22 protein-coding genes and 1 pseudogene are annotated in these 25,024 nt (G+C 47.2%); 11 read left to right on the forward strand and 12 right to left on the reverse strand.

The window, feature by feature from the left end:
* Positions 1 to 249: 249 nt before the first annotated feature.
* From GSO_RS03325 to GSO_RS03345, 5 genes are all read left to right on the forward strand, one after another.
* Positions 250 to 1,413, forward strand: coding sequence for a glycosyltransferase family protein (locus GSO_RS03325; RefSeq protein ID WP_010488937.1), 1,164 nt, complete (start codon positions 250 to 252; stop codon positions 1,411 to 1,413).
* 153 nt (positions 1,414 to 1,566) lie between these two features.
* A complete protein-coding gene (locus tag GSO_RS03330; protein ID WP_010488939.1) occupies positions 1,567 to 2,316 on the forward strand; it encodes a sunset domain-containing protein in 750 nt (249 codons plus the stop codon).
* Positions 2,313 to 3,167, forward strand: a complete 855-nt coding sequence (locus GSO_RS03335; RefSeq protein WP_029345509.1) for a DNA/RNA non-specific endonuclease — start codon at positions 2,313 to 2,315, stop codon at positions 3,165 to 3,167. Before GSO_RS03330 ends, GSO_RS03335 begins: the two co-directional genes overlap by 4 nt.
* A 277-nt stretch (positions 3,168 to 3,444) precedes the next feature.
* Positions 3,445 to 3,732 (forward strand): putative quinol monooxygenase, encoded by a 288-nt coding sequence (locus tag GSO_RS03340; protein ID WP_010488944.1) that lies wholly within the window; start codon positions 3,445 to 3,447, stop codon positions 3,730 to 3,732.
* Between the two features lie 320 nt (positions 3,733 to 4,052).
* Positions 4,053 to 4,547, forward strand: a complete 495-nt coding sequence (locus GSO_RS03345) for a DUF4352 domain-containing protein (protein ID WP_010488946.1) — start codon at positions 4,053 to 4,055, stop codon at positions 4,545 to 4,547.
* 312 nt (positions 4,548 to 4,859) lie between these two features.
* Here the strand turns inward: GSO_RS03345 and GSO_RS03350 are convergent, their stop codons facing one another.
* From GSO_RS03350 to GSO_RS03365, 3 genes are all read right to left on the reverse strand, one after another.
* Positions 4,860 to 6,200: a glucose-6-phosphate isomerase gene (locus GSO_RS03350; RefSeq protein WP_010488949.1), complete on the reverse strand. Its 1,341-nt coding sequence runs from the start codon at positions 6,198 to 6,200 to the stop codon at positions 4,860 to 4,862.
* Positions 6,201 to 6,394: 194 nt separating this feature from the next.
* A complete protein-coding gene (locus GSO_RS03360) occupies positions 6,395 to 7,252 on the reverse strand; it encodes a GRP family sugar transporter (protein WP_010488951.1) in 858 nt (285 codons plus the stop codon).
* A gap of 162 nt (positions 7,253 to 7,414) precedes the next feature.
* Complete coding sequence (locus GSO_RS03365) at positions 7,415 to 8,020, reverse strand: VanZ family protein (protein ID WP_010488953.1); 606 nt, start codon at positions 8,018 to 8,020, stop codon at positions 7,415 to 7,417.
* A gap of 347 nt (positions 8,021 to 8,367) precedes the next feature.
* Here GSO_RS03365 and GSO_RS03370 point away from each other — a divergent pair, with 347 nt between their 5' ends.
* From GSO_RS03370 to GSO_RS03380, 3 genes are all read left to right on the forward strand, one after another.
* Positions 8,368 to 10,626 (forward strand): LTA synthase family protein, encoded by a 2,259-nt coding sequence (locus GSO_RS03370; RefSeq protein WP_010488954.1) that lies wholly within the window; start codon positions 8,368 to 8,370, stop codon positions 10,624 to 10,626.
* Positions 10,627 to 10,701: 75 nt separating this feature from the next.
* Complete coding sequence (locus GSO_RS03375) at positions 10,702 to 11,448, forward strand: hypothetical protein (RefSeq protein WP_010488956.1); 747 nt, start codon at positions 10,702 to 10,704, stop codon at positions 11,446 to 11,448.
* A gap of 9 nt (positions 11,449 to 11,457) precedes the next feature.
* Complete coding sequence (locus GSO_RS03380; protein ID WP_010488958.1) at positions 11,458 to 12,027, forward strand: hypothetical protein; 570 nt, start codon at positions 11,458 to 11,460, stop codon at positions 12,025 to 12,027.
* Between the two features lie 114 nt (positions 12,028 to 12,141).
* Here the strand turns inward: GSO_RS03380 and purB are convergent, their stop codons facing one another.
* The 8 genes from purB to GSO_RS03420 form a co-directional block, all read right to left on the reverse strand.
* Positions 12,142 to 13,437, reverse strand: a complete 1,296-nt coding sequence (gene purB, locus GSO_RS03385) for an adenylosuccinate lyase (RefSeq protein WP_010488960.1) — start codon at positions 13,435 to 13,437, stop codon at positions 12,142 to 12,144.
* A 113-nt stretch (positions 13,438 to 13,550) separates the two neighbouring features.
* Positions 13,551 to 14,660, reverse strand: coding sequence for an ATP-grasp domain-containing protein (locus GSO_RS03390; protein WP_010488961.1), 1,110 nt, complete (start codon positions 14,658 to 14,660; stop codon positions 13,551 to 13,553).
* Between the two features lie 20 nt (positions 14,661 to 14,680).
* On the reverse strand, positions 14,681 to 16,009 hold the full coding sequence (locus tag GSO_RS03395; protein WP_010488962.1) for a nucleobase:cation symporter-2 family protein: 1,329 nt from the start codon (positions 16,007 to 16,009) through the stop codon (positions 14,681 to 14,683).
* A gap of 8 nt (positions 16,010 to 16,017) precedes the next feature.
* Positions 16,018 to 16,596, reverse strand: coding sequence for a xanthine phosphoribosyltransferase (locus GSO_RS03400; RefSeq protein WP_010488964.1), 579 nt, complete (start codon positions 16,594 to 16,596; stop codon positions 16,018 to 16,020).
* Positions 16,597 to 16,786: 190 nt separating this feature from the next.
* Positions 16,787 to 17,422, reverse strand: coding sequence for a glycoside hydrolase family 73 protein (locus tag GSO_RS03405; protein WP_010488967.1), 636 nt, complete (start codon positions 17,420 to 17,422; stop codon positions 16,787 to 16,789).
* Between the two features lie 6 nt (positions 17,423 to 17,428).
* Positions 17,429 to 17,914, reverse strand: coding sequence for a GNAT family N-acetyltransferase (locus tag GSO_RS03410; protein WP_010488969.1), 486 nt, complete (start codon positions 17,912 to 17,914; stop codon positions 17,429 to 17,431).
* A gap of 310 nt (positions 17,915 to 18,224) precedes the next feature.
* On the reverse strand, positions 18,225 to 18,425 hold the full coding sequence (locus GSO_RS03415) for a cold-shock protein (protein WP_003566521.1): 201 nt from the start codon (positions 18,423 to 18,425) through the stop codon (positions 18,225 to 18,227).
* A 164-nt stretch (positions 18,426 to 18,589) separates the two neighbouring features.
* Positions 18,590 to 19,555 (reverse strand): aromatic acid exporter family protein, encoded by a 966-nt coding sequence (locus GSO_RS03420; protein ID WP_010489006.1) that lies wholly within the window; start codon positions 19,553 to 19,555, stop codon positions 18,590 to 18,592.
* Between the two features lie 135 nt (positions 19,556 to 19,690).
* On the opposite strand from GSO_RS03420, the pseudogene GSO_RS15475 reads away from it, so the two are divergent.
* Both GSO_RS15475 and GSO_RS03430 read left to right on the forward strand, forming a co-directional pair.
* Positions 19,691 to 20,328, forward strand: a pseudogene (locus GSO_RS15475) (YkyA family protein).
* Positions 20,329 to 20,484: 156 nt separating this feature from the next.
* Positions 20,485 to 21,414, forward strand: a complete 930-nt coding sequence (locus tag GSO_RS03430; protein ID WP_010489010.1) for a glycosyltransferase family 2 protein — start codon at positions 20,485 to 20,487, stop codon at positions 21,412 to 21,414.
* Between the two features lie 70 nt (positions 21,415 to 21,484).
* Here the strand turns inward: GSO_RS03430 and GSO_RS03435 are convergent, their stop codons facing one another.
* Positions 21,485 to 23,224 (reverse strand): putative glycosyltransferase family protein, encoded by a 1,740-nt coding sequence (locus GSO_RS03435; protein WP_010489012.1) that lies wholly within the window; start codon positions 23,222 to 23,224, stop codon positions 21,485 to 21,487.
* A 266-nt stretch (positions 23,225 to 23,490) separates the two neighbouring features.
* Here GSO_RS03435 and GSO_RS03440 point away from each other — a divergent pair.
* Positions 23,491 to 25,024, forward strand: a 1,534-nt coding sequence (locus GSO_RS03440) for a YfhO family protein (protein WP_010489014.1), incomplete at its 3' end; no start/stop codon positions are given.

The raw sequence follows: 25,024 nt of genomic DNA on the forward strand, positions 1-25,024 counted from the left end.
AGCTCTCCTCCAAACCGACTTATAACCGCGCTCATTCACGTACTCTGATCCGGGCAAACTTGAAAATTTTTAATATTTGACTTACGGTTATTATGTAAACTAAATTAAACATTAGGTCTTCGCAGAATCTTTTCATTAAACGGGTACCGCTGCTGTAAAAATGGCAGTGGCACCAGGCCTCTTTTTTCTACCCAATTTTTCTGCTTGCGGCCTACATGCTCAGTATGCCAATCGATAGGAGGAACGGCTGTGAAACCTGCAAAAACTAAATTCAATGATGCCCCTGATGGCAGCATTCATCAGTATAATCAGATACTTAAATATTTCAATGACCGGCCGGCCGATCAGACTAAGCCGCGCGGTAATCGAATAACGTTTGTTTCAACTGGGATCATTGGTTACGATGGTGGCCAAACAACCATGTTACATTTAGGCACGCTCCTAGCCAACGCGGGGTATGACGTTTATTACCTCAGCTATGTCCCGCAAAGCCAAGACGAAATGATCCAAAATGCTGAATTTAATTACCCCGGCTATAAAGGTACATGCCTGCCGATGGGTGAACTCGAATCGCACCAATCCGATATTTGGATCGCCACTTTATGGGAATCGGTCTACATCATTAAAAATAAACCCGGCTATAAGATGTACTTTGTCCAGGATTACGAACCGTATTTCTACCCTTATGGTGACCGCTACCAGATGGCGCGACGTACGTATAGCCTCGGCCTGCACATGGTGACGCTTGGTCCATGGTGCGCACATATGATCACAACGCATTGCCAGGTCAATAGTCCAATTGACGTCATCAATTTTCCGGTTGATGTTGCCCGATATCCATTTAAAGAACGTGACACTGCTCCGTATCAAAAAAAGCAGCAAATTACGTTAGCTGTTTACACCAAATGGAGCAGTCCGCGACGGGCGCCTGTCACGATTCAAATTGTCCTTGAAAATTGCCGCCACATCTTGCGTGCTAAGGGTATTGATCTAAAAATCAAATACTTCGGTACGGGGCGTAGCAAGCGTTTCATCAATGGTGAGAATCTCGGAAAGCTAACACCGCCAGAGCTTAACCAGCTTTATCATGAAGCTGATTTCGGCATCGCAACCTCGATGACTAATTTCTCCTTGGTTCCTTACGAAATGATGAGCGCCGGTCTTCCTTTGATTGATTTCAAAGAAGGTACTGGCAGTTACTTCTTGAAAGACAATACCTACTTCTCTTGTCACCTTGATGAGCGTGATCTTGCCAAAACGCTTCAGGCAGCATGTGCAAATCCTGACACGATCACACAGCATATTGAAAAAGCCCAAGCTTATCTGAAAACAATCAGCTGGGAACGAACCGAAAAAGACATGCTGGCAATTATCGCCAATCTTTATGCCAATGTTGACGTTGTAAAGTCATAAATTGAATCCGACGCAGTCATAAGTCAAAAATTAAGTCCGACGCTTGCCGTTGGGCTTTTTTTCTGGGAAAATAAACTTTAGAAATAAGTTCATACGAATATTTTTTAATCGCAATATTCGTACAATTGTCACTAGGGAATTTGGAGGAGAAAAATGTCAATACTGGGCAATTTATTTGTCATGCTCGGACTGATTGGTACAGTCTGGGGCACGATTCGTTTGGTGCGGCAACGCAAGCATCCATTAACGAAACGTTTCAACCTTATTATATTGATCGGCGGCATTGTGCTCATGTTTGTGGGCAGTCCGATGGTCGACACAAAACCATCAACAGCTTCATCAGCGCAAACAACCACCAAGAAACTGACTGCAAAGCAGAAAAGTCTTTTAAAATCGGAAAAAGCACGTGGCAAGGTTTTGTTAGCAGCCAAGGCTAAGAAGTCTTCAGAATTAAAGGCACTGAAGAAGGAACAAACCAAGCTGGAAGACCAGCTTGACGCCCGTGCCTCATCATCACGAGCCGTTGAAGAATCAGCATCTTCGGCAGCTTCAGAATCAGCGTCCCGGGAAGCATCAGCCAGCAAAGTCGCGGCGTCATCTGCACAGGCAGCTTCTTCATCCCAAGCCGCCGCAGCAGCTGCGGCGGCTAAACAGCAGGCAGAAGAAGCAAAGAAATCTGCAGCACAACAGCAGCAACAACAAGCTGCCACAACCCAGCAGCAAGCACCGACCAATCAAGGCGATATGAATACAGGCGATCAGGGAACAATTGTCGGCAATAGCCGTAGCAAGATCTATCATGTTCCCGGACAGGCCGGTTATCGTATGAATTCTGCTAATGCCGTCTATTTCAACACTGAAGCCGAAGCACAAGCGGCAGGTTATCGAAAGGCGCTGCGATGATGAAAAGAAAGTTAATGAAATACCTCACCCCTTTAGTTGTTCTGGGTGTCCTGTTAGTTGGCTGCAGTTCTGAAAGCAGTTCGAAATCAGCCAAAACAGTGGTCGATCCGGTGGCTAGTCAGACCAAGCTTAACAAGAAAACCGCGTCAGCTATCAGCAGCCTTGACGATGCGATCACTGACAAACGTGAACAGGTCAGCAAACTCAAAACAACCTTAAACAAGCAGGAACCAGAAGCAAAAGCATCAGAGGCCCCGAGCAGTTCCCCGGATACCAGCAACTTAGCTAGTCTTGACTACACCGGCCAACAAGAAATAACCGTCAACAACAATGACCCCGCTTTTAACAAAAGTGACCTTTCCACAGCAAAAGGTGCCTGGGCAACTTACAGCGATTTAGACAGCCAAAATCGCGTTACCGATGCGAATGCACTTTTGAACAAATCGCTGATGCCCTCAGCCAAACGTGAACCCCTCACCTGGAATCCAACCGGCTGGCATAACAAAAAGACAGCACACGGATGGCTCTACAATCGCAGCCATCTGATCGGTTACCAGCTGACTGGCGAAAATAACAATCCTAAGAACCTGATGACGGGAACCCAAACGCTTAATAGTCCGCTCATGTTGGCTCATGAAATGGACATCGCTTACTACCTTAAACAAAACAGCCAGCATTACGTACGTTATGAAGTCAAGCCAATCTTCCGCGGCAATGAGCTCGTTGCCCGTGGCGTCCAAATGCGGGCGCAAAGCGTTGGCGACGACACAGTTCGATTCAACGTTTATATCTTCAACGTTGAACCAGGATATACTATCAATTACGCAGATGGTACCAGTACCAAAAACTAAAACACAAGAATCCTTTACTGAAAGCCGTTAGACAACATTTGTCCGTACGGCTTTTTTCTTCGGCCATTTTCAATTGTTGAAGTGGGTTCGTTTGTGATGTTCCAAATCACTTTTGACACAGCCCAATCATTCAGCTATGATCTCACCCACTTGCAACAATTATGACGCGGTAAATTGCTAGTAATCGGGTATAATGAAATTATGTTAAGGCGTCTCTTTAAACGCCTTTGTCAATACATTACGCCACAACAAACCCAAACCCCTTAGGAGGATTCAAATGAAAGTCATTAATGTCACGTTAAAGGTAAAGCCGGAGCTGACGGACAAGTATCGTCACTTCATCAGTCTGCTGGTCGAAGGATCGCGTGCCGAGGCTGGCAATCTTAGCTATGATCATTTCCAAAGCCTCACCGACCCCAACAAATATGAAATCATCGAGCATTGGCAAGACGCCGCAGCTGTCGAACTACATAACCAAACGGCGCATTTTCAAAAGTTTCTAGCGGGGATTGACGACTTTTTGGCAGAGCCGCTTGAAATTGTGCGGATGGATTATGCGGAGTAATTGGGATTTGGCCAAGGAATCAAAATCGTTTGTTCGATCAGATATGGTTTTTTCGTCAATCGAATCTGCCGTTTAACCCACTTTGCTTGCCAGTTTGTAAGCTCTTAAATTATCTTTAGTTTAGTCTATTTACACATTGCCCTTAAGATGTATCGCAAGTTAGGGGTTTTCCAGAAGTTTTGTAAGCGCTTAATCTTCTGGTAACTTTGATTTTTAATCCGACTTTCTGGTGAACATCAAATAGATCTTTTTTAAGACAACCACACCCACTAGTCCAAATTCTGATGACTTTAAAAGCTGAAAATTTTGGAGGGACAAAAATGAAGAAAAGCCTTGTTTTAGTCGCCGCAGTATCGGCGTTGCTAACTTTATCAGCTTGCGGATCAACAAGTGGAAAATCAGGTTCAAATAATGCGAAATCTAGTCAGGTAGCATCTAAGAAATCTGAATTTCATAAAATTGGTGAATCCGCCACGGTAGACAAAGTCACTTATACTTTAACTGGTGTGGCAACTACGGACGAGCGTAATGAGTTTGATGACACGAAACCAGCAAATGTCATCAAAGTCACTTATACGATCAAGAACGGCTCTGACAAAGAAGTTCCCGTTGGCACCGACCTTGAAGTCTATGGCCCTGATGGTAAAAAACTAGAATCATATGCCAATACAAACACCATGGATTCTGTTGCAGCTGGCAAGTCAATTGATGCAGTGGCAAACTTTGGTACTGCAAAGTTGGGTGAATTTGAATTGCAATTTGCCCCATTTATGAGTTTCTCAAATGCTGCCAAATTCAAAGCTACCGTTCAATAAACACAAATCACGTTAAAAGCCTAGCAATGGGCTTTTTATTTTTCGACATAATCCGAACACACGCTTGAACTACTGACATTTAAAATCCAAAAAGTTCGATTTTAGTATGTCAGTTCATTCTTACAAACAAAAGCAGAAAAAAGCAGGAAAATCATCGGCGATTTGAAAAATACCTCAATAAATGAGTGGATAAAAAAGGCTCCAAAACCTGTAGACAACTCCAAATGGTTTACCAAAAGTTAACCATTGAGAATTACAACAGGTTCTGGAGCTTTATTTCTAAATCATCTTAAAACGCGCAAACCCTCACTATTACAGCCGTGCATTCAATTCCTTCGTCATATCCTCATACCCAGGACGACCAAGCAATGTGAACATGTTCTTCTTGTATGCTTCAACGCCTGGCTGGTTGAATGGGTTGATACCATTCAGGTAGCCGGAGATTGAAACGGCCGCTTCAAAGAAGTAGATCAGATAGCCTAAGGTGTAGGCATCTTGTTTAGGAATGGAAACGGTCATAACCGGAACGCCGCCATCGGTGTGTGCCAAAACAACACCTTCATAGGCTTTGCGGTTGACAAATGACATCTTCTTGCCGGCGAGATAGCCGAGGCCGTCGAGGTTCTGGGCGTCGTCTGGAATGGTCAGATCGCGGTTAGGTTCTTCAACCCAAACAACGGTTTCCATTAAGTTGCGCAAGCCTTCTTGGATGTACTGGCCTAGACTGTGAAGGTCGGTACTGAAGTTGGCGCTTGAAGGATAGATCCCCTTTTGGTCTTTACCTTCAGATTCACCCATCAATTGTTTCCACCATTCGCCCAGATACTGAAGCGTTGGTTCGTAATTTTCCAGCAATTCGGTGGTGTAGCCTTTGCGATACAGGATGTTCCGCAAAGCAGCATATTGATAGGCTTCATTTTCCTTCAAGTCAGCAGATGCATAAGCTTTGCGACCATCGCCGAGTCCACGCATCATTTCATCGATGTCGCCGCCAGCTACGGCAATTGGTAACAGACCCACCGCAGACATAACGGAGAAGCGGCCACCAACATCATCCGGCACAACGAATTCTTCGTAGCCTTCAGCGTCAGCTTCTTGTTTCAAGGCACCCTTGGCCCGATCGGTTGTGGCATAGATGCGTTCCTTGGCGCCTTCCTTGCCATACTTTTCAATTAACTTGGCCTTCAAAATGCGGAAAGCAATTGAAGGTTCGGTTGTCGTACCGGACTTGCTGATGACATTGATCGAGAAGTCGCGATCACCAATGATGTCGAGCAAGTCAGCCAGATAAGTACCGGAAATTGAGTTGCCGGCAAAATAAACTTCTGGGAACTTCAGATCAGGATCAAGGTTACGGAAGGTCTGGGAAAGAAAATCAACGGCCATCCGTGCGCCTAAATAAGAACCGCCAATCCCGATCGCAACGAAGACCTGTGAGTTGCCCTGAATCTTCTTGGCTGCTGCCTTGATCCGGGCAAACTCATCTTTATCATAATTAACCGGCAAATCAAGAAAACCGCGAAAATCCTTACCGGCACCGGTTCCTTCACGCAATTCCTTGTCAGCTGCAGTTACCAACGGCTGCATCTGTTCAAGCTCATTGGCATGAACGAACTTGTCCAGCTTAGATGAATCAAATTTGATGTACGACATCGTGTGCGTTCCTCCTCTAAATACGTCAATCGCTGACAAAACTTTTGCTTTGACCGCCATTATAAAAAGATTGCGGCACCGCTTCCAAACAAAATTTTAACCAGCAAAAGGCGCTGTTCAAATTCACACTCTAACAAGTTAACTTTAAAATTGAATTTGTAAAAAAGCAAGCAATCTGGCAACTTCTCATCAGATTACTTTGCTTTCATGATGCCCAGTACAACGCCGCCGAGAATGACGAGTGCCGAGCCCCAGCTGACCCAAATCATTTCCTTGTGCGTCTTGCGTTCGCCGAGTAAGTAAATGGAACCAAATGTCGAAATCACGATCCCCATTTGTGAAAGCGAGTAAGAAACCGCCAACCCGACTTTCGCCATGGACAATAGCATGAAAACATTCCCGGTGCCCCAAAGCAGCCCAGTTAAAATATTCTTCACAGTTGCCTTGGCAAAAGGCTGATGGCCAATACTCATTAATAAAGCACCAATAATCATCCCCACAGATTGCGGCATGACGACTGCCAGTGCCCCTAATTGCCCTGCATTGACGATGATGGTGTACCCGGCATATCCGGCTGTGGAAATCAGCAAGGTCCGGATGCCTTTGGACACGCCGGACGCAGACGTGACATCATCGTTTTGTTCGCGCCGTGACGTTAACGTGGCACCAATAATCAGTAACGCCAACGCTAAAATACCAAGCGTCACATCCCTGCCGTTATGCCATTCGTGAAACAACAGCGCGCCAGCCAGTGTGGTCGCAATGAGTTGCATGCCGGTGGAGATGGGCATGGTCATCGAGACACCCATATACTTCATTGATTGAAACTGCTGACCTTGGCCCAACGCCCAAAAAAGCCCGGAAATAATACCAAGCAGCCAGGTTTTGCTATCTAGCGCCGGGTGCATGACGAGCAAGGTTCCAACGCCGAAAACCAGCGCGCCAAACGTCATTCCCAAAGTTTGCTGATACGCATTGCCTCCAAGTTTTCCACTGACCAAACCAATGGAGCCCCAGGCAAACATCGGGATCAGCGCAAGTAAAATTACCATAACGCGCCTCTTTCTATATATCGTATCGTTAAGCTAAAAATAGAATACAGGCTAGTATTCTATCGGTTTTCCAGTAGCAAAACAACCAAAAAATCAGTTAGAAAACTAAGAGAACTTTTGGTTTAATCGATACTCGGTACGCAAAAATCTTTTCGACACCGGTTAGCGATGTAGATGCCACATGCGGTAAAAACCGTAACCCAGGATGGCGCCAATCAAATTAAAAATCACGTCGTCAATATCGGCCACCCCGCTGATCAGCAAGAATTGCAGCGTTTCAATGCTCAGGGATGTCACCAATCCGATTCCGATGGCAGAACCCAGTCGTCGCCGATGTGTACTGATCCAAGGCACGCCAAACCCTAATGGCATAAACCAGGCAATGTTCCCCAGTGATTGGTACCATAGATCAAAATGACTCGCCGCTTGCCGCAACTTCAATGTTTCAACAAGTGGCTGTAAGTTAATCACTGAAAGCGGTCGATCCCAATGAAACGTCAACTGCCATGGGTAATAAACATCACGGAAAACTGTCAACGCAAACAGTAAGATTAGATAGCCCACAAACAGGCCCAGTTTAAGCTCATGGCCAAATGATGTGCGCCGGTGAGTCGTTAGCAGCCAGAAGCACCGTAATGCCGCAAATATTAATAGGTAAAGGATCGTTTTGTCCAAACTATAAACCACCAGCCGCACCAAAGGAAAATGGTTGACGCGGCTTAATGATGTGCTGTTAATCCAATTGTAAAATGGCCCCAGAAAAAGCATCACGTTACCTCCAGTAGTCATTGTAGCAAACCACTTACCGGATACCCACAGTACATCTGGATTTCACTAACTTTTAAAGACTCCATAAGAATCGGCCAGTCTTGACTGAATTTGACTCAGTTGCGGTATGCTGTTTCGGTGCGAAAATGTCGCCTGACAACATCACAACTCGTTCACTGGCACAGAAGCCTGTGTGTATGGACCTTGGTCGCAATGGCCAAAGACCGGCCATCTCACCCAAGGCCGCTTATGCTCCGGTTTCTAACCGGGCTGGTTCACGCTCTCTTTGTGCAAACGCCTATTTGCGGGTACAATGACAAAGAACAAAGTGGAAAGGAGTTACCGCTTTGAAACGGTTACGACTCAATCGCCTTTTATTGTGGCTTCGCAACACCCGGATCGGCTTTTTGGCGCTCCTGCTTGTTTTATTGTGGGCTAAAACCCTTTTCGGCTATTTTTTTGATTTCTCGCTTGGCCTAAATGACCCGCTGCAATATACCTTGCTCATCCTCAACCCCTTAGGCACTGGCATCATTTTGCTCTCGTTGGGACTTTATCCAAAACATGCCCGCCGCGGTTACCTGCTCGGCATCATTGTCTACATATTGAGTACCTTATTATTGCTCGCTAACGTCCTTTACTATCGTGAGTTCACTGATTTTCTGACGGTAACCACCATCCTCGGCGTTTCAAAAGTCAGCCAGGGACTTGGTGCCAGTTCGCTAAGCATGGTGAAGCCACATGACATCATTTATGTGCTGGATATTGTCCTAGTTGCGCTAACTTATCTGGGTTATGGCATTTGGAACATCTGGCGCTATATCCACAATCAACCACTGAAATGGCCGCATTTTGGCTTATCGCTTGATGCCAGCCGCATGCCTTTCCACTTACCGCAAGCAGTAACGGTGTTTGGTGTGGCCTTTTTTGCCTTGCTCACTGCTACCAGTGAAATGAATCGTCCGCAGCTGTTGACCCGGACCTTTGACCGCAATTACATTGTCAAATACTTAGGTTTGGCTCCGTTTACCATCTATGATGCCGCCAAAACTGCCCAGAACAATCAGGTTCGCGCCCAGGCAGACAGTGCCAATCTCGATCCGGTTTTGCAATACACCCGCTCTCATTACGCCGAACCCAATGCCAGTTATTACGGAGCAGCCAAGGGCAAGAATGTCATTATCATTCACCTTGAAAGTTTCCAGCAGTTTCTGATCGGCCAGAAAATTGACGGCCAGGAAGTCACGCCGTTTCTCAATTCGCTCATAAAAGAAAAGGACACACTCAGTTTCAACAACTTTTTCCACCAGGTCGGCCTCGGTAAAACCAGTGACGCAGAAAACATGTTGGAAACCAGCACGTTCGGGATTGCTAACGGCTCACTGTTCAGCAGTCTCGGCACAGAAAATACCTTCGAAGGCGCCCCGGCTATTCTTAAACAGCGCGCCGGCTACACAAGCGCGGTCTTTCATGGTGGTTCTGCCTCCTTCTGGAACCGGGACAATGTTTATAAAAGTCTTGGCTATGACAATTACTTTTCCGGCAACTTTTATAATCATGACGAAAAAGCGGCTACGGAATACGGCATCAAAGATAAGCTGATGCTGGCTGAAACACCTAAATATTTAGAACACTTGCAACAGCCGTTTTACACGAAAATCATCACGACCAGTAATCATAATCCTTTTTATATTACCCAGGCAGATTCTGACTTTCCCGATGCCGGAACCGACGATGCGACCATCAACGGGTATTTTAAAACGGCTCATTATCTGGATGAGGCGTTACGCGAATTCTTCGATTATCTGAAAACCAGCGGCTTGGAAAAGAATTCATTGGTGATGCTTTATGGGGACCATTTTGGGATCAGTAACGACCGTAATACGACCCTGGCACCGTTATTAGGTAAAGATCCCAGCAAGTGGACAGCATTCGATAATGCGCAGTTACAGCGGGTTCCGCTGATCTTCCACATGCCAGGCCTCAAAGGCGGTATCAACAATACGTATGGCGGTGAAATCGATGTTTTGCCAACATTACTGCACTTGCTGGGCATCAGCAGTAAACGCTATGTTCAGTTTGGCACGGATCTGCTTTCGAGCCAGCATGATGATGTTGTTGCGTTTAGGAACCACAATTTTGTGACGCCGAAATACACCGTTTTAGGCAGCAAGGTTTATGACAACACAACCGGCAAACTCGTGACCATGACCCCTACTTTGCAGGCGGCCATCACCAAAGACCAGAAATCGGTTGATACGCGGTTAAGCCTCTCTGACGATGTGGCCAATCGTAATTTGTTACGTTTCTATGTGCCATTGGGGTTCAAACCGGTTAATCCGGGCCAGTATGACTACAACCAGAGTCTAAGCAAGGTCTTGTCGCTCGAACACAGTCTCGGCAGCAAGAGCACCAGTCTCTACAGTAAAAATAATGACCAATCAACCACCAACCTCTATCAAACCGATGCTCCTGAATTAGCCGATGACACCCAGCCAATCACCGATTTCCCTGAAAAAGTCCAGGCACAAACCGATTCGTCTGCAAGCGAATCCGAATCTAGCAGCTCCGAAACGGTTGATATTAGGACCAAACAAATCAAATAACATAGTGAATGTACGCTTTAAGTTCACACTTTGTTCAAATTCTTTGCTTATACTGCTTGTGAGGTGAACGGGTAGATGCATTTCTTTGAGCGAACGTTCTCGGGTTTCCGTTATCATCGCCGCTACTACATTGTGATGATGCTGCTGTCGGTTGCGTTCTGCTTGATCAGCATCATGCTGATGACGAGTGAAATGATCGATCAATCCGCACAAGGGGCATTTCTGCAGCGTCTTAATTCTTTTGGCGATCAAAATAAAGAAGCCATTCTGCTGAGTACGCAGGTTGGTCAGGCACATATCAAAATGGTTCAGTCTGCGCAATCATTGTTGAATCGGGTCATGATCCTCAATGGTATCTGCTGGCTGATCGGCATGGCTTGGCTATGGCATCATCGCCGCTCTGAAACCGACGCGCTTTATTTAGTAGGCAAAAGCAGTATGTCCATTGGCTTGCAGTATGCTTTTGAAGCTTTCTTTAGTTTCTGGATCAGTTTTATGATCAGTGTCTTTTTGATCATTCTGTTTAACGACCAATTGATCCAGTTTCTAACCAATGCGAACCGCTCCGTTTTTGGCCATCTGCTGCAGGAAGGCTATCAAAGTGTGGATATGAACCGGGCTTTTCGGCAATTATTTGCCCGTCACCTAACCGGATTTACTCGTGAAACTTTATTTTATTACGGCGGTAGAACTGACGACATCACCCAACCAACGGGCTTCCTAACAACTTTAGGTAGCGGAATGGCCGTGATTTTCATCACCAATCTTGGATTAGTGACCCCGCTTTCAATGATTCGTAAGCGACGGGTCATGCCGCGTTAGGAGATATCTATGTTATTTCGGTCAAAACAACTTGATGTGTATCGTGAAAACCTCGCGAAGCTTTTTGCCCCTAAAACGATTCAATACTTGTACGTGCCAGACGAGGCATCGCTGAATGACTTGCGCGACCAATATATCAAGAACTTTGCGAGCGGTGGCCTGCTGAAGCAACTTGCATTCATTAGCAGCCGTGATACAGGTATTCTGGATTATCTCAGCGTCCGCAATAATCTGTATATTAATGGGCACAGCAAAAACACGGATTTTTTGCCGGAATGGTTGAATAGTAACTCGCCAATTCTCGATCAGCCAGCTGCTACATTGGACACCATGCAACGGCTATACCTGCAATTTTATCGTGGCTTAGTGGGTAAAAAACGTTATTTGCTGCTAAGCGGCCGTGCTGAAGTGTTTGATCCACAAGTCACCCGTTCCTTTTTAACCGAAGCCAGTCGCGCCTTGCAGCAAACCGACAGCTGCCTACTTGTCTTGACCACGGATCAATCGCTTTTAAGCGCCAATCCGCAAAATGCGTGGGAACAGCCACCGGTATTGTCTTTGAATGCCATTACCAAATAGCCTGACTCATCTGAACTCTGTACTTTAAGTCAAAAACCGGCGCTAGACAAATTGCTGTCTAGCGCCGGTTTTGTTTTAAGTTTTCACTTGTTAAAACATGTAGCGGGCAGGAGGTTATGCCAATCCAACGCGCTTGAATATTTCGTCAACATGCTTGAGATGATAATGATAGTCAAAGGCGTCATCCAAATCGGCCTTGGACAGGCGGCCCATGATTTCAGGATCTGCCTCAAGCAACGGCCGGAAATCACGATGCTCATCCCAGGCGACTGCCGTTTTTGGCTGAACCAGATCGTAGGCTTGCTCACGACTTAGGCCACTTTCGATGAGCTTGAGCATGACCCGCTGACTATAAATCAAGCCGTGTGTCAAATTCATGTTTGCCTTCATTCGTTCCGGGAAGACGTCCAGATGATCAAGGATGCTGGTAAAGCGGTGCAGGATATAATCCAACAGGCCGGTTGCATCCGGCAGCATGATCCGTTCGGCACTGGAATGTGAAATATCACGCTCATGCCACAGTAAAACGTCTTCTAATGCTGGCGTTTCGTAACCGCGGATGACGCGGGCTAACCCTGAGACATTCTCTGAACCGATCGGATTACGCTTATGCGGCATCGCACTGGAACCTTTCTGGCCTTTGTTGAAGTGTTCTTCGACCTCATGGACCTCCGTGCGCTGCATATGGCGAATTTGCAAGGCAAAACGTTCAACTGATGTCGCAATCAATCCTAACGTCTGAATGTAATGCGCGTGCAGATCACGTGGCAGCACCTGCGTCGAGATTTCCTGCGCGCGAATGCCCAGTTGCTTGGTCACATAAGCTTCAACCGCTGGCGGCGTATTGGCAAACGTGCCCACCGCGCCGCTAATTTTACCTGCCTCAACATCACTTGCGGCGTCTTCAAACCGCCGAATATCCCGATTAATTTCGGAATACCAAGTCGCGACCACGAGACCAAATGTCGTTGGCTCAGCGTGGACACCATGCGTCCGCCCCATCATCACCGTATCTTTATGGTCCTTCGCCAATTTGGCCAGACTGGCTTTTAAAGCGTCCAGATCCGACCGCAGAATTTGATTAGCCTGTTTCAATAAGTAACCTTGTGCCGTGTCGACCACATCGGTACTGGTTAAGCCAAAATGAACCCATTTTTTCTCCGGTCCAAGGCTTTCGGAAACATCGCGGGTAAAGGCGACCACATCATGGTGGGTCACGGTTTCGATTTCATGAATCCGATCAACATCGAATTTGGCATTGGCACGCAAGGCTTTGACATCGCTAGCTGGGATTTCCCCTAACTTAGACCAAGCTTCGGCTGCCAAAATTTCGACCTCCAGCCAAGCAGCATACCGGTTCTTTTCTGACCAAATTGCCGCCATCTCAGGACGACTATAACGCGGAATCACAGGTTTTTTCCTCCTCTAAGGTGAGCACGACTTTTAGAATCCATGAGGCTCAGATCCAGCCAATTAATAACCACTAATTGGTCAATCCGAAACCTTGTAGCTTGATAAAAACGTTACTGAATAACAAAATGTCCGGTTGCGTTAATACTGTCTTTGATTGCCTTCAAATCGCCAACGATTTCAATTTCACCGACTAACTCGCCGCCGTTCGGATAGAAAGCGAAGCGCCAGTCAGGCTTGATTTGAATTTGCGTCAACACCGCATCCATATCTTTTTGCCGGAGCGGAATACCAACCCCGTCCTCAGCCAGTTCCAATTCCGGTAACGGCCAACCAAGAATGGCCCGCAGATGTAACTCGTATTCGGAAATGTCGCTGGTGCTCTGCATAAGATGACCGTATAACTTTGGCCCCGGGTAAACTCGCTTGACGTACAACGTGCCATTAGTCGCCAAGAAGAACTCAAGGCTGAAAATGCCGGTATAGTCAAGTTTCTTGGCAATTTTTTCGGCAATGCGCCGGATCTCCACAATAACGGCCGGATCAACGTCAGCGCGCACCGATGAAGCTTTGAGCTGATGGTGGTCAAAATAATTTTGAATGACCGGACCGATGCGAATAGTCGTGCCGGCTTTTGCCACCATCACGGCCACCTCTTTGATGTTCTGCAAATAGGCTTCCAAAATATACGGACGTTGTTGTAACAGTTGCTTAGCGCGATCCACATCATCCGGTGTCGACAACAATAACTGCTGATCGACCCCCATCCCTTTTTGAATTGGCTTCAATAAGGCGGGATAGCCAATCGTATCAATCGCTTCATTGATATCGCCAGGCGTGATCACCTGGGTATAAGGCAAAATATTCATGTTGAGATCGTCAAGAAAGACTTTTTCCAGATAACGATCCTGCGTTACCGTCAAAATGTCGCTTCCTGAAGGCAATTGACTCGCGGTTGCTAACTCCGCTAAGATTGCGCCGTCCACATTCTCGTCGGTAAACGTCATCACTGTACTCATTTGCGTCAATTCCTTTAACGCAGTGCGGTCATCTGACTTACCTACCAATGGAATATCGGCTTTTTCAAGCGCAATATCGGTTTGCGTTGGTGCCAAAACCACAGTACGCATGCCCATCAGACTGGCGGTATCAGCCATGCGAAAAGCTGAAACTCCACCGCCGATGATGCCAATAGTGGCTCCTGGACTAATAAATTGCGTCACATTTGTTCCTCGCTTTGACTTTATTTATCTGAATCATTTTCGTTTAAACCGCGATCAATCGGCATTTCCGGTGTTCGGCTAGGTGAATTGAAAATCCAGTTCAACAGCACGGCGCTTAAGCTGGTCATCAAAATGCCCGATCCGAAAAGCAGTTGAATGGTCTTAGGCAAAAACTGGACGATATGCGGCTGAACGGTCACCCCTAAGCCTAGTCCGATCGAAATGGCAGCAACCAACAGATTCTTATCATTTTCAAAATCAACCTGTTGCAGCATCCGGATGCCTTGAACCGCCACCATGCCAAACATCACTAGCATCGCGCCACCAAGAACCGGCGCCGGAATGATCGTGGCCAGCGCACCGATTTTTGGTAACAGGCCCAAAATAACCAGGAAAATTGCCGAATAGATGACCGGTTTTCGCGTTTTAATCCCTGAAAGCTGCACCAAGCCGACGTTTTGCGAGAAGGTCGTGTACGGGAAGGTATTAAACAAACCGCCTAACATGACTGCCAAGCCCTCCGCGCGATAGCCACGTTTCAGATCGTCCGCTTCGATTTTCCGCCCAACGATATCACCTAAGGCAAAGAAAACGCCAGTACTTTCAACCATCGACGTCATCGAAATCAGAATCATCGTGACGATCGAACTCCATTCAAAATGCGGCACCCCAAAATAAAATGGCGTCGGCACATGGAACCAGCTAGCCTCAATGACTGGTTGGAAACTAACCAAACCGAAAAAGCCGGCTAACACGGTACCGGCAATCAAGCCGACCAGAATGGCGATGGAGTGCAAAAAGCCTCTGCCCCAAACGTTAATGGCCAGAATCAGCAACACCGTGAACGTTCCGACCAGCAGATTCGTCATGTTACCGAAATCTTTGGCCGTTGTGGAGCCGCCGCCAAGATTCTGGAAGGCGACCGGAATTAACGATAATCCGATAACCGTAATCAGCGAGCCGGTCACCAGCGGCGGAAACAAAAAGCGCAATTTTGAAAACGCCCCGCCAATCAGAAAGACAAATAAACCAGCAACGATAATGGCACCATACATCGTTTGAAAATTAAATTTCTGCCCGATCATGATCAGCGGCGCCACCGCCTGAACCGCACAACCTAAAACAACCGGTAATTTGATACCAAAATACTTATTGCCAAATACCTGTAAAGCAGTAGCAATGCCACACATAAAAATATCAATCGAAACCAGATAGGTCATCTGCTCTGAAGTAAAGTGCAAAGAGGCACCAATCAGAATCGGCACCAGCACCGATCCCGAATACATGGCTAACAGATGTTGCAGACCCAGTGCCGCCGCTTTTGGATTGGAAATGCTTTTACTTTTCATGTTTGCGCTTAGTCCTCCGGTGCAAAAATGACGTGGCCATCTTCAAACGCACTGATTCTTGCCAAAGATTCAACCCGGACATGTTTGTCATCCAACAACTTGCGGCCCTTCTGGAAGGTCTTTTCGATGACAATCCCAACGCCGCTCAACGTTGCGCCGGCTTGGGCAATGATCTCCATCAACCCTTCAACCGCTTGGCCATTCGCCAAAAAATCATCAATAATCAGCACATTGTCGCCCGCGGAAAGGAACTTGCGGGAAATCGCAATTTCATTGGAAGTCTTTTTGGTAAATGAATAAACCGTGGCAGTGTACAGATGATCCTTTAAGGTCAGACTCTTGTGCTTGCGGGCAAACACAAGCGGCTTGTGAAACTCCATCGCCGTTGCAATCGCAGGGGCAATGCCGGAACTTTCAACAGTAAGGATTTTGGTGATCGGCTCATTGCTGAAACGCCGGTAAAATTCCTTACCCAGATCGGCCATTAAATCAGGATCGACTTGATGATTCAGGAAGTTATCCACCTTCAACACATCTGTTCCGATAACTTGGCCATCCTTTTTGATCCGGTCTTCCAGTAATTTCACCACAAGCACTCCTTCTATTTGTAAATTTTCAACAAGCTTACCATAAAAAACGTTGTGGAACAATATAGCTTCGGCAATTCCCGAACGAGACAAGTAGCCGCTTTCACGACAGTAAGAGAACAAAACCCCTGTGATTTGGGGCTATTAAAGCCAAACAACAGGGATTGTGCAAACATTAAAATACGAACATTCAGCTGTCATATTGCGTCAGGTTCCAAGTTTCAATCAGATGAATCAACTTTTGCGGATAATCAGGATCGGTCGCATACCCATCTGTCTGTAGAGCCGATGCTGCCGATTTGTAATCCTTGGCCGCGCGCACGGTTGCGTACTGTTGTGGATTCCAATCAGTCCCGTTGACAAATAACAGCGCGTGATCACGGATTGATGCCGTATCATCGCTGTACACCCGAAACCGTCCATCAACCGTAATCCACTTATCATTGACATATTCTTTGGTTCGTAGCACCTTGGTGTTCGCAGGATTCGTTCCTTTAATGCCGAACAGATTGTGATAATCTTTGGCCAATGTGCTTGTGCCCCAGTCGGATTCAAGAATCGCCTGTGCCAACGTAATACTGGTCAAAACGCCATACTGTTTCTGCATGGCTTGTGCTGTCGGTGCCAGTCGCTTAATGAAAGCCTCTTTCTTCGCCTTTTCGGCCGCTTTCTTATCGATAATGGCCTGCTGTTGTGAAACTTCAGCTTGACGCTGTGACCAATATGAACCGACCACCAACGTTGCCCCGACTGCAAAAAACGCCAGAACGAGCCAGGCAGCCAGCGGAATCTTTTTCAATGTAAAACGGCGGCGCTTTTTCGCCAATGGCCTTTACCCCTTCGTCTCATTTTCACGTGTCAGTAACAACTTGCGCCGTAAAACCAGCATATCCTGCAACTTCAATCCATCAGCATAGACAGGCTGGCTGTATTGGTCAAAAAAGTGTTTACGAATCGAATCCAACCGAAACCCGCGTCGCATGTAGAAGCGGAGATTATCAAAATCAACATCGCCAGTGCCCACCAAAATTTCCTGATACTGCTGAGTGGCATATACCAAGCCCACGTGCCGCAATAAGCCGGACGCAATGCCTTGACGGCGGCGCGCAGGCGCGACCGCAAGATTTTTCAATTCAATCGTCTGCTCATCTACTGGAACAACCATCGCGACGCCGACCGGCACCTGATCATCAAGCGCGGCAAAAAGTGTCCCTGTACTTAAATAGCGACTAAGCATGGCGGGATCTTCATCCCCCACCAATAGGAGATCTAAATATTGAATCCTTGCCTCAGGTGCCACTTCTTCAAATTTTAACATCGCGCCCCAGCCTCCATTAGCCCTATCCAAAGATGATGATTTTGTTATAGATTAGTTTACCATGGACCAATGGCTCTGATGTTACGAAACATTGTTTTTTTTACGAAAAGCTAGAGAATCAGCTCCTGGCTCACGCCATAACGCGCTCACGGTCGCAGAAATCTACGTGTAAGGACCACAGACCTAAATGGCCAAAGACCAGCCATTTTAGGTCTGAGGCCACTTACACTCCGATTTCTAAGCGCTCCCGTTCGCGCTCAACAAATAAAAACCGACTGCATCGAATGCAGTCGGTCAATGGTTTCTTTAATTAGTCTTTGTTAACGTTAACCGCTTGTGGGCCACGATCGCTGTCTTCGACTTCAAACGTTACCGCTTGGCCTTCTTCGAGGGTCTTATAACCGTCGCCTTGGATAGCTGAGAAGTGAACGAAAACATCGCTGCCATCTTCCCGTGTGATAAAGCCGTAACCCTTTTCAGCGTTGAACCATTTAACTGTGCCGTGTTCCATGAGAACATTCCTCCTTGCGTCATTTGACGCATGATAATATCGTGTATTTCTGTTTGGTACAAGTGGAAGAAAGTTCTGAAACCATGCAACCACGACCATTCAAAAAGTACATGTTTAGTCTACCATCACGGCAAAAGCGCCGCAAGTGTCAGCACTTTCAGAAATCAATTTTGCGAGGAAATAATATGATTAAAATTGCGCTTTAACTGTAGCAAGCGGGAGAAGTCTTCCAAAAAATAAAATAAGCGGGCGCGGCTTTCAAACGATGCACGATCAGTCGGCAGCGGTGAAGCCGCAAAGTTGCGCTGAATCTTTTTGACCATCGTAACTAGTTGCGTCGCCGGATTATCTTCATTCAACACACTAGCTGTCATCGACAAGGCATCGCTGATCACAGCCGCCTGCAAAACCGGTGTTTCGATTCGATCCAGGCTATCCTGCATTTGGCGTAACAGTTCATATTGATTGGCCCGCATTTCGAAGTAAGCTTGGTAATAGTCATTTTCCGACCACAATTGATTGTCACTGTGGCGATTGGCCCAAGCCACTGCCGCATCCAGCGTCATTTTCAAATCTGATAAATTCGCCCAGTTATCGGCACTTTTAAGATGCTCCGGCCCTAGCTGTTGACTCATATGATCGATGATTTCCCGCATTTCCGCTTCGACCTGTGCCTGGAATTCCGTGATTTTGGCTTCCAGGCTCGGCATAAACAGATTTGCCACAAGCGCAACGCCGGCACCGACTGCCAACAACAAAAGTTCATTGCGAATCCAGAACCAGCTACAGCTTTTGGCCATCATAAAATGCGTGACCAACACGGCCGTCATCACAATGCCGCTTTGCACTTCAAACACGTTGGTTAGCGGGATGAAGATTAAAAGGAAAACGCCAAACGCCAGCGCATTGTATCCCAGAACCAAAAATGCCCCGATCGCAATGACAAAGCCCAGCACAGTCGCCAGCAGTCGGTAGGCAACCAGCCGGAACGATGCTTTGGTGGTATTCTGAACTGACAGAATCGTAATGATACCGGCAGCTGTCCAATATTCAAGATGTAAGGCATAAGCGATGAGCATCGCAACTGCTGTCCCCACCGCTGTTTTAACCGTTCGCATACCGATATGCATAAGCAATTCCTCCATTTGCCCTTAGTTTATCATACGTTGTTTTGTTATTAGCGTGATTGCTTCTAAGCCCGCTCACCATGTAGCCTCTAGTAATTCCTTTGTTGTTACGCTACCATAGAAAAAGAGGACTAAGACATGAAAAAATTACTGCCATTATTAGCCGTGCTAGCCTTTCTTTTTGTTGGGTGTTCGGCTACTTTAAATCAAAAAAACAACTGCTGACAACGACGCAGACTGTGCAGACCCAAGTGCAGCAAGAGCAGCAAGCGTTGCAGGTCATTGGCTCGACGGTGAACGATTTTCCGTCCACCTTTGAGAAGGCTTACCAAGATGACCCGTCGGCAGATCTAAAAAATGACGATGGTGCCGTCAAGAAATTGTTGGATAAGCGCGCCGCAGCGTTTAAATCATTGGAAGCGGCGAACACAGCGCTGACTGATGCCAATAACACCTTGACCAAACTCAATAACCAACCGTCTGAAGACATGCCACAAGCGCCGCTGAGCAAGGTGCTCACCAGTCTCAAGCTGGCCAAACTCGATCACAAAACCCTAGTTAGTTATTATCGGGAAATGTTGAGTGCCGAGGACGACTTTTTTGCGGCCACGGCTGGCAGCAACGTGTCGCAAGCAGACTTGGAAACTCAGATCTCACAACTCAATCAATATTACAGTTCATTGAATCAACAAATTGATGTCATGACGGCTAATCTGACAACCGTAACGAGTCAGAATACTAAGTTAACCAAAGCAGTCAAGGCGATGCATGACTGAGTGCTTGTCATCATCATAACGCGTTCGCTAGCCCAGAAACCGGAGCGTAAGAACCTTGGCGCAATGGCCAAAACCGGGCCATCACACCCAAGGCCACTTACACTCCGACTTCTAATCGCGCTGGCTCGCGCTCACTTTTCTAAGGAGGTCCCTTCTATGCCGCAAAGCGTGGCAATTATTATCCCTTGTCATAATGAATCCGAAAATGTTCCTTTGATCTATCAAGCTTTAATGAAAACTTTTCAAACCGACCTGACTCAGCTGGAGCCGCAAATCTGGTATGTCAACGATGGCTCGACTGATGACACGCTCGCCCAAGTCCAGCATCTGCAAGATAGCAATGCGCAAGTGCACTACATTGATCTATCGCGGTCATTTGGTAAGGAAGCGGCGATGTATGCGGGATTGGTCACCGCCAAAGCTGATTATTATGCCGTGATGGACGCTGACCTGCAAGATCCGCCAGCCATGTTGCCGGATATGTACGCTGCCCTTCAGGAAGGTTATGACATGGCCGGCGCCCAGCGGACAGATCGTTCCGGTGAAGCGCCAGTGCGGTCATTCTTTTCCAATCTCTTCTATAAGTTCATCAATCGTGTTTCTCAGACCCAGATTGTTCCCGGCGCTCGCGATTTTCGGCTCATGACCCGCCAAGTGGTTGATGCAATTGTACATATGACCGAACGTAATCGGTTTTCGAAGGGGCTTTTCAGTTGGGTTGGCTTTAAAACCAAGTACCTTCCCTACCAGAATATTGAGCGCCAACACGGTGAAACCAGTTGGTCGTTTACTGGCCTTTTGCGTTACGCCATTGATGGGATTATTGATTTTTCCGATGCCCCGCTGACCTTCGTTTCGATGATCGGCATTATTAGCTTTTTAGGTGCGTTTGCGGCACTGGTATTTATTGTCATTCGGGCGGCGCTCTATGGTGATCCGACAGCAGGCTGGCCGTCAATGGTCTCGATTTTCCTCATGATCGGCGGCATTCAACTATTCGCGCTGGGTATTGTGGGTCGTTACATCGGCCGGATCTATATCGAAACCAAGCAACGCCCGATTTTTATTGCCCGTAAAATCAAATAAAACCGGCATGCAGACTTTGCAGCTAGTTCAGCGCAAAAGTCTGACACACCGGTACATTGACCATAACGCACTACTTCGTATCTTCGGAAGTGGTGCTTTTTTCTGGATCAAAATTGCGAATCGCGACAAAGATCCAGCTCAGGAAAAATATAATGGCAGCCGCCAAGGAAAGCCATCCAGTAACATGTTGCAACCGCGTGCCGGTATAAACAACCCGCACCCGATGACTGCCAGCCGGTGCCGTGATGGTCAAGCGGGCATTTTTACCTTGGGCACGATACGGAACGACTTTCCCGTCAACGGTGACGTTGTAGCCGACGTAGGCAAACTTAGGTAATTGCAAGACAACCGATCGCGTGCTGGTATAACCAAAGCGCAAATCGTTATAATGCTGGGTCAGCGGGGTCAGGCGCTGAAGTTTATGTGACGGCAAAACCACGGTCTGGTCTTTCTTGAAAAAAGTGGTGGAATCGAATTGTTTCGGTGCATACTCCGAACCGCCGCCAGTCGCATCGCCATAGTAAGCGACGGCATTTTCGTCCGTTACTCGGTAGGTATTGGCATTCGTCATGGTTGTATTGATTGTTGCGGCATAGCTAAACCCGACCACGCAGGCCGCCAAGACCATCCCCCATGCAAAACGTCGCGGATGCACTTTCTCCGTCACTAACAACGCCACGGCCAGACTCAGGAATAAAGTCGTTAGTTCCAAGTATCGCCAAGGAAACTGAATCGTGCCTAAAACGGTCTTTCGAAACAGTGACCATGGGAAAAGATTAGTGCTTAAGAAAATGGTGACAAAACCAAGTCCGGTCGCTACTTTGACGGAGCGGCTCAACTTCGGCCACCAAAGCGCCAACCCAATCGCAATACCCAGCATCAAAACGCCCATCCCCGGACGGAACGTCTGATTCACGTTTTGCATGTTGCTGGTGGAGGCATACATACTCAATGAATTCTGGAACAGGTCGCCTAGGCTATATTGCAGGTAATTGAGCCAAATGGTGGCAGATTCGGCAAGTTTTAGCGGCAAATGTTGCGAAATCTCCAACATAGGCAGGTAGCTGCCCACCCCCATCAACAGGGAGCTGATCGCCGCGTATGCCGTATACCGGACCATCCGCCACGAAACGCGTCTTAATGCCACCAACACTAGGAACCCGCCAACCAGAAACTCGAGCACCATCACGAGCGACAACATATGGGCATACATCAAGCCGGTCACGCCAAAGGCCAATAAGAACCAGTTGTCTGACTGCTTTATGTAGATCAGGTACATGCCAGCAGCAATGATCGGTAAAAAGATAAAGGCAAGATTTTCACCAAGAGCTCCGCGAACAAAGGCATCCAGCATCCGATAGACCGCTGTTGTATACACGACACTGAAAACGAATGCCGCAAGCGGACGGCGACGAATTTTCAGAAAGCTAGCGTAGGCTGCCAATACGGTTGCTACCAAAATCAATGTTTGATAGCCGTAATAGGCGCTGACCACCCCGAGTCCGGCTAACCGCAGCCAAACATACGGAAGCAGCATTAAGGACGGATAAAAAGCGTCAAAGGCATAGCCAAAGTGGCGAACTTCTTCAGGAAAAACTTTAGGAAAATACGCGCCATGCTGCACGCTGGTGACATAGCTTTCCATGCGGCGCAATTGCGGCATCGTGTCGTCTTGGTGGAAAATATAGGACAGATGCAATTGCGGCCACTGTACCAATAACACTAAAGCAACTGCCAACATCGGCAGCAGCCAGATCGCATTGGTTTTTAAAAATCTCCTGATGTCTGAACTTCTTGTTTGTGTTGCCATAAAAGCCCTCCAAACGATGATCAACGCGCACGTTCTCTTAATATTGTAACAATAACGGCAACAGCGGGCGAAGTGATTTTTAAAGAATCATCAAGACTTGCAACTTAAAACGTTTTCATGCTGTTCCGGCTGCTGCACCTAGCCAGTCTCGCGTTATGATTAAGTTAATATTTAAACTTAGCTTATTTTTTATTCAGCGCGGTTTTTGCTATCATATTAATTATTAACGACTAACCGATTGCTTTTCAAAGGAGTCCTGCCTGGATATGTTGCATTTCAAAAAAACCAAAACCTGGCCGCTACTGCTTGTGAGTTTTGCGCTGACTTTTCTCATCAGTCTCTGTGTTTTTGCCGCTTTAAAAATGGCACCATTTGGCTCATCGTCCATTCTCGCCAATGACTCGGCAGTGCAATACATCGACTTTTTTACTTATCTCAAACACGCATTGGCAGGAACCGCAGGCAAGGCGTATTCCTTTTCGAACAGTCTTGGCGGCGGTATGTATGCTAACTGGACTTACTACTTACTGAGTCCGTTTAATCTGATTTTTGTGCTTGTGTCCCGGCATGCGTTGCCGGTTGCCATGTTGTTTGTGACGGCACTTAAATACAGTGCCGCAGCGTTGACGGCTCAGTGCTATGCCAGTCATCATGCCGGCGCCCGCTGGTACACGTTGGTCTTCAGTATCAGCTATGGCTTGTCCGGCTTTTTAGTGGCCAACTTTCTTAACATCATGTGGATGGACGGCGTGATTCTACTGCCATTAGTAGTCTTAGGTATTGATCGGCTGTTTGAAACGCATCGGATCATGCCGTACGTCTTGCCGCTCAGTCTTAGTTTCATAACGAACTATTACATCGGCTTCATGATTGCCATTTTTGCGGTTTTATATTTTGGTTGGCGTTGGGCGATCCACCATCAAACCCACCTACTCCGCAAAATCGGCCTATTTGCTGGCGGTTCGTTACTAAGCGGGATGCTTGCCGCCGTGGTGTTAATTCCGACTTACTTTGCCTTGGCTGCTTCACGGCTATCAAGTGCCGGTGCGGATTTCAGTGTGAAGGCACTTTATTCGTTGCTCGACTTGCCTTCTAAGTTTATCCCCGGGAGTTTTAACTTCGACCAACTTTCCAACGGCTTACCCAATCTTTACATGGGCATGATTGCGTTGCTGGGAGCGGTGTGCTACTTTTTAGCAGCGTCGATTCCAGTCCGCGAACGGCTCGTCTCTGGTGGGTTGACCCTGCTGCTGATCCTGTCGATTTGGCTGAATCCGCTTGTGTTGATTTGGCAAGGCTTCCGCGCCCCGGTCTGGTACCTTTACCGCCATTCGTTCATCGTGATCTTCTGGCTGCTCATACTGGGTCTGCGCGGATTAGCCCATCTGCCATCCGTTTCCCGCTTTCGCCTCGGCATGGCCAGCATCGCCACAGCAGGCTGCTTAATGATCCCAACGATTTTAAGAATGGCCACTCATAAATACGTCACCGCACTCAACCTCACCCTCGGCGGCGTCTTTTTGCTGGTTGCCGCACTCCTGCTTTATAGTATCCGCGGTCGGCTGCTACCGCAAAAATGGCTGGTTAGTGGCATCGTGATCTTGCTTGTTTTAGACATGGGCACTAATGCGTTCACGAGTCTAAAAGCGATTAGTTTCGTGTCCGCGGCGGACTTCACGGTTACCAGCAAAGTCCTTCAAGCCGGTTATGACGATGCTAAGAAACTCAGCTCAGGCGGCTTTTACCGAATGAATGCCGATAGCCAACGCTCCATGGATGACCCGTATCAATATAATTTTA

Origin of the sequence: Lacticaseibacillus zeae DSM 20178 = KCTC 3804 (assembly GCF_000260435.1) — a bacterium.
Taxonomy (GTDB): Bacteria; Bacillota; Bacilli; order Lactobacillales; family Lactobacillaceae; genus Lacticaseibacillus; species Lacticaseibacillus zeae.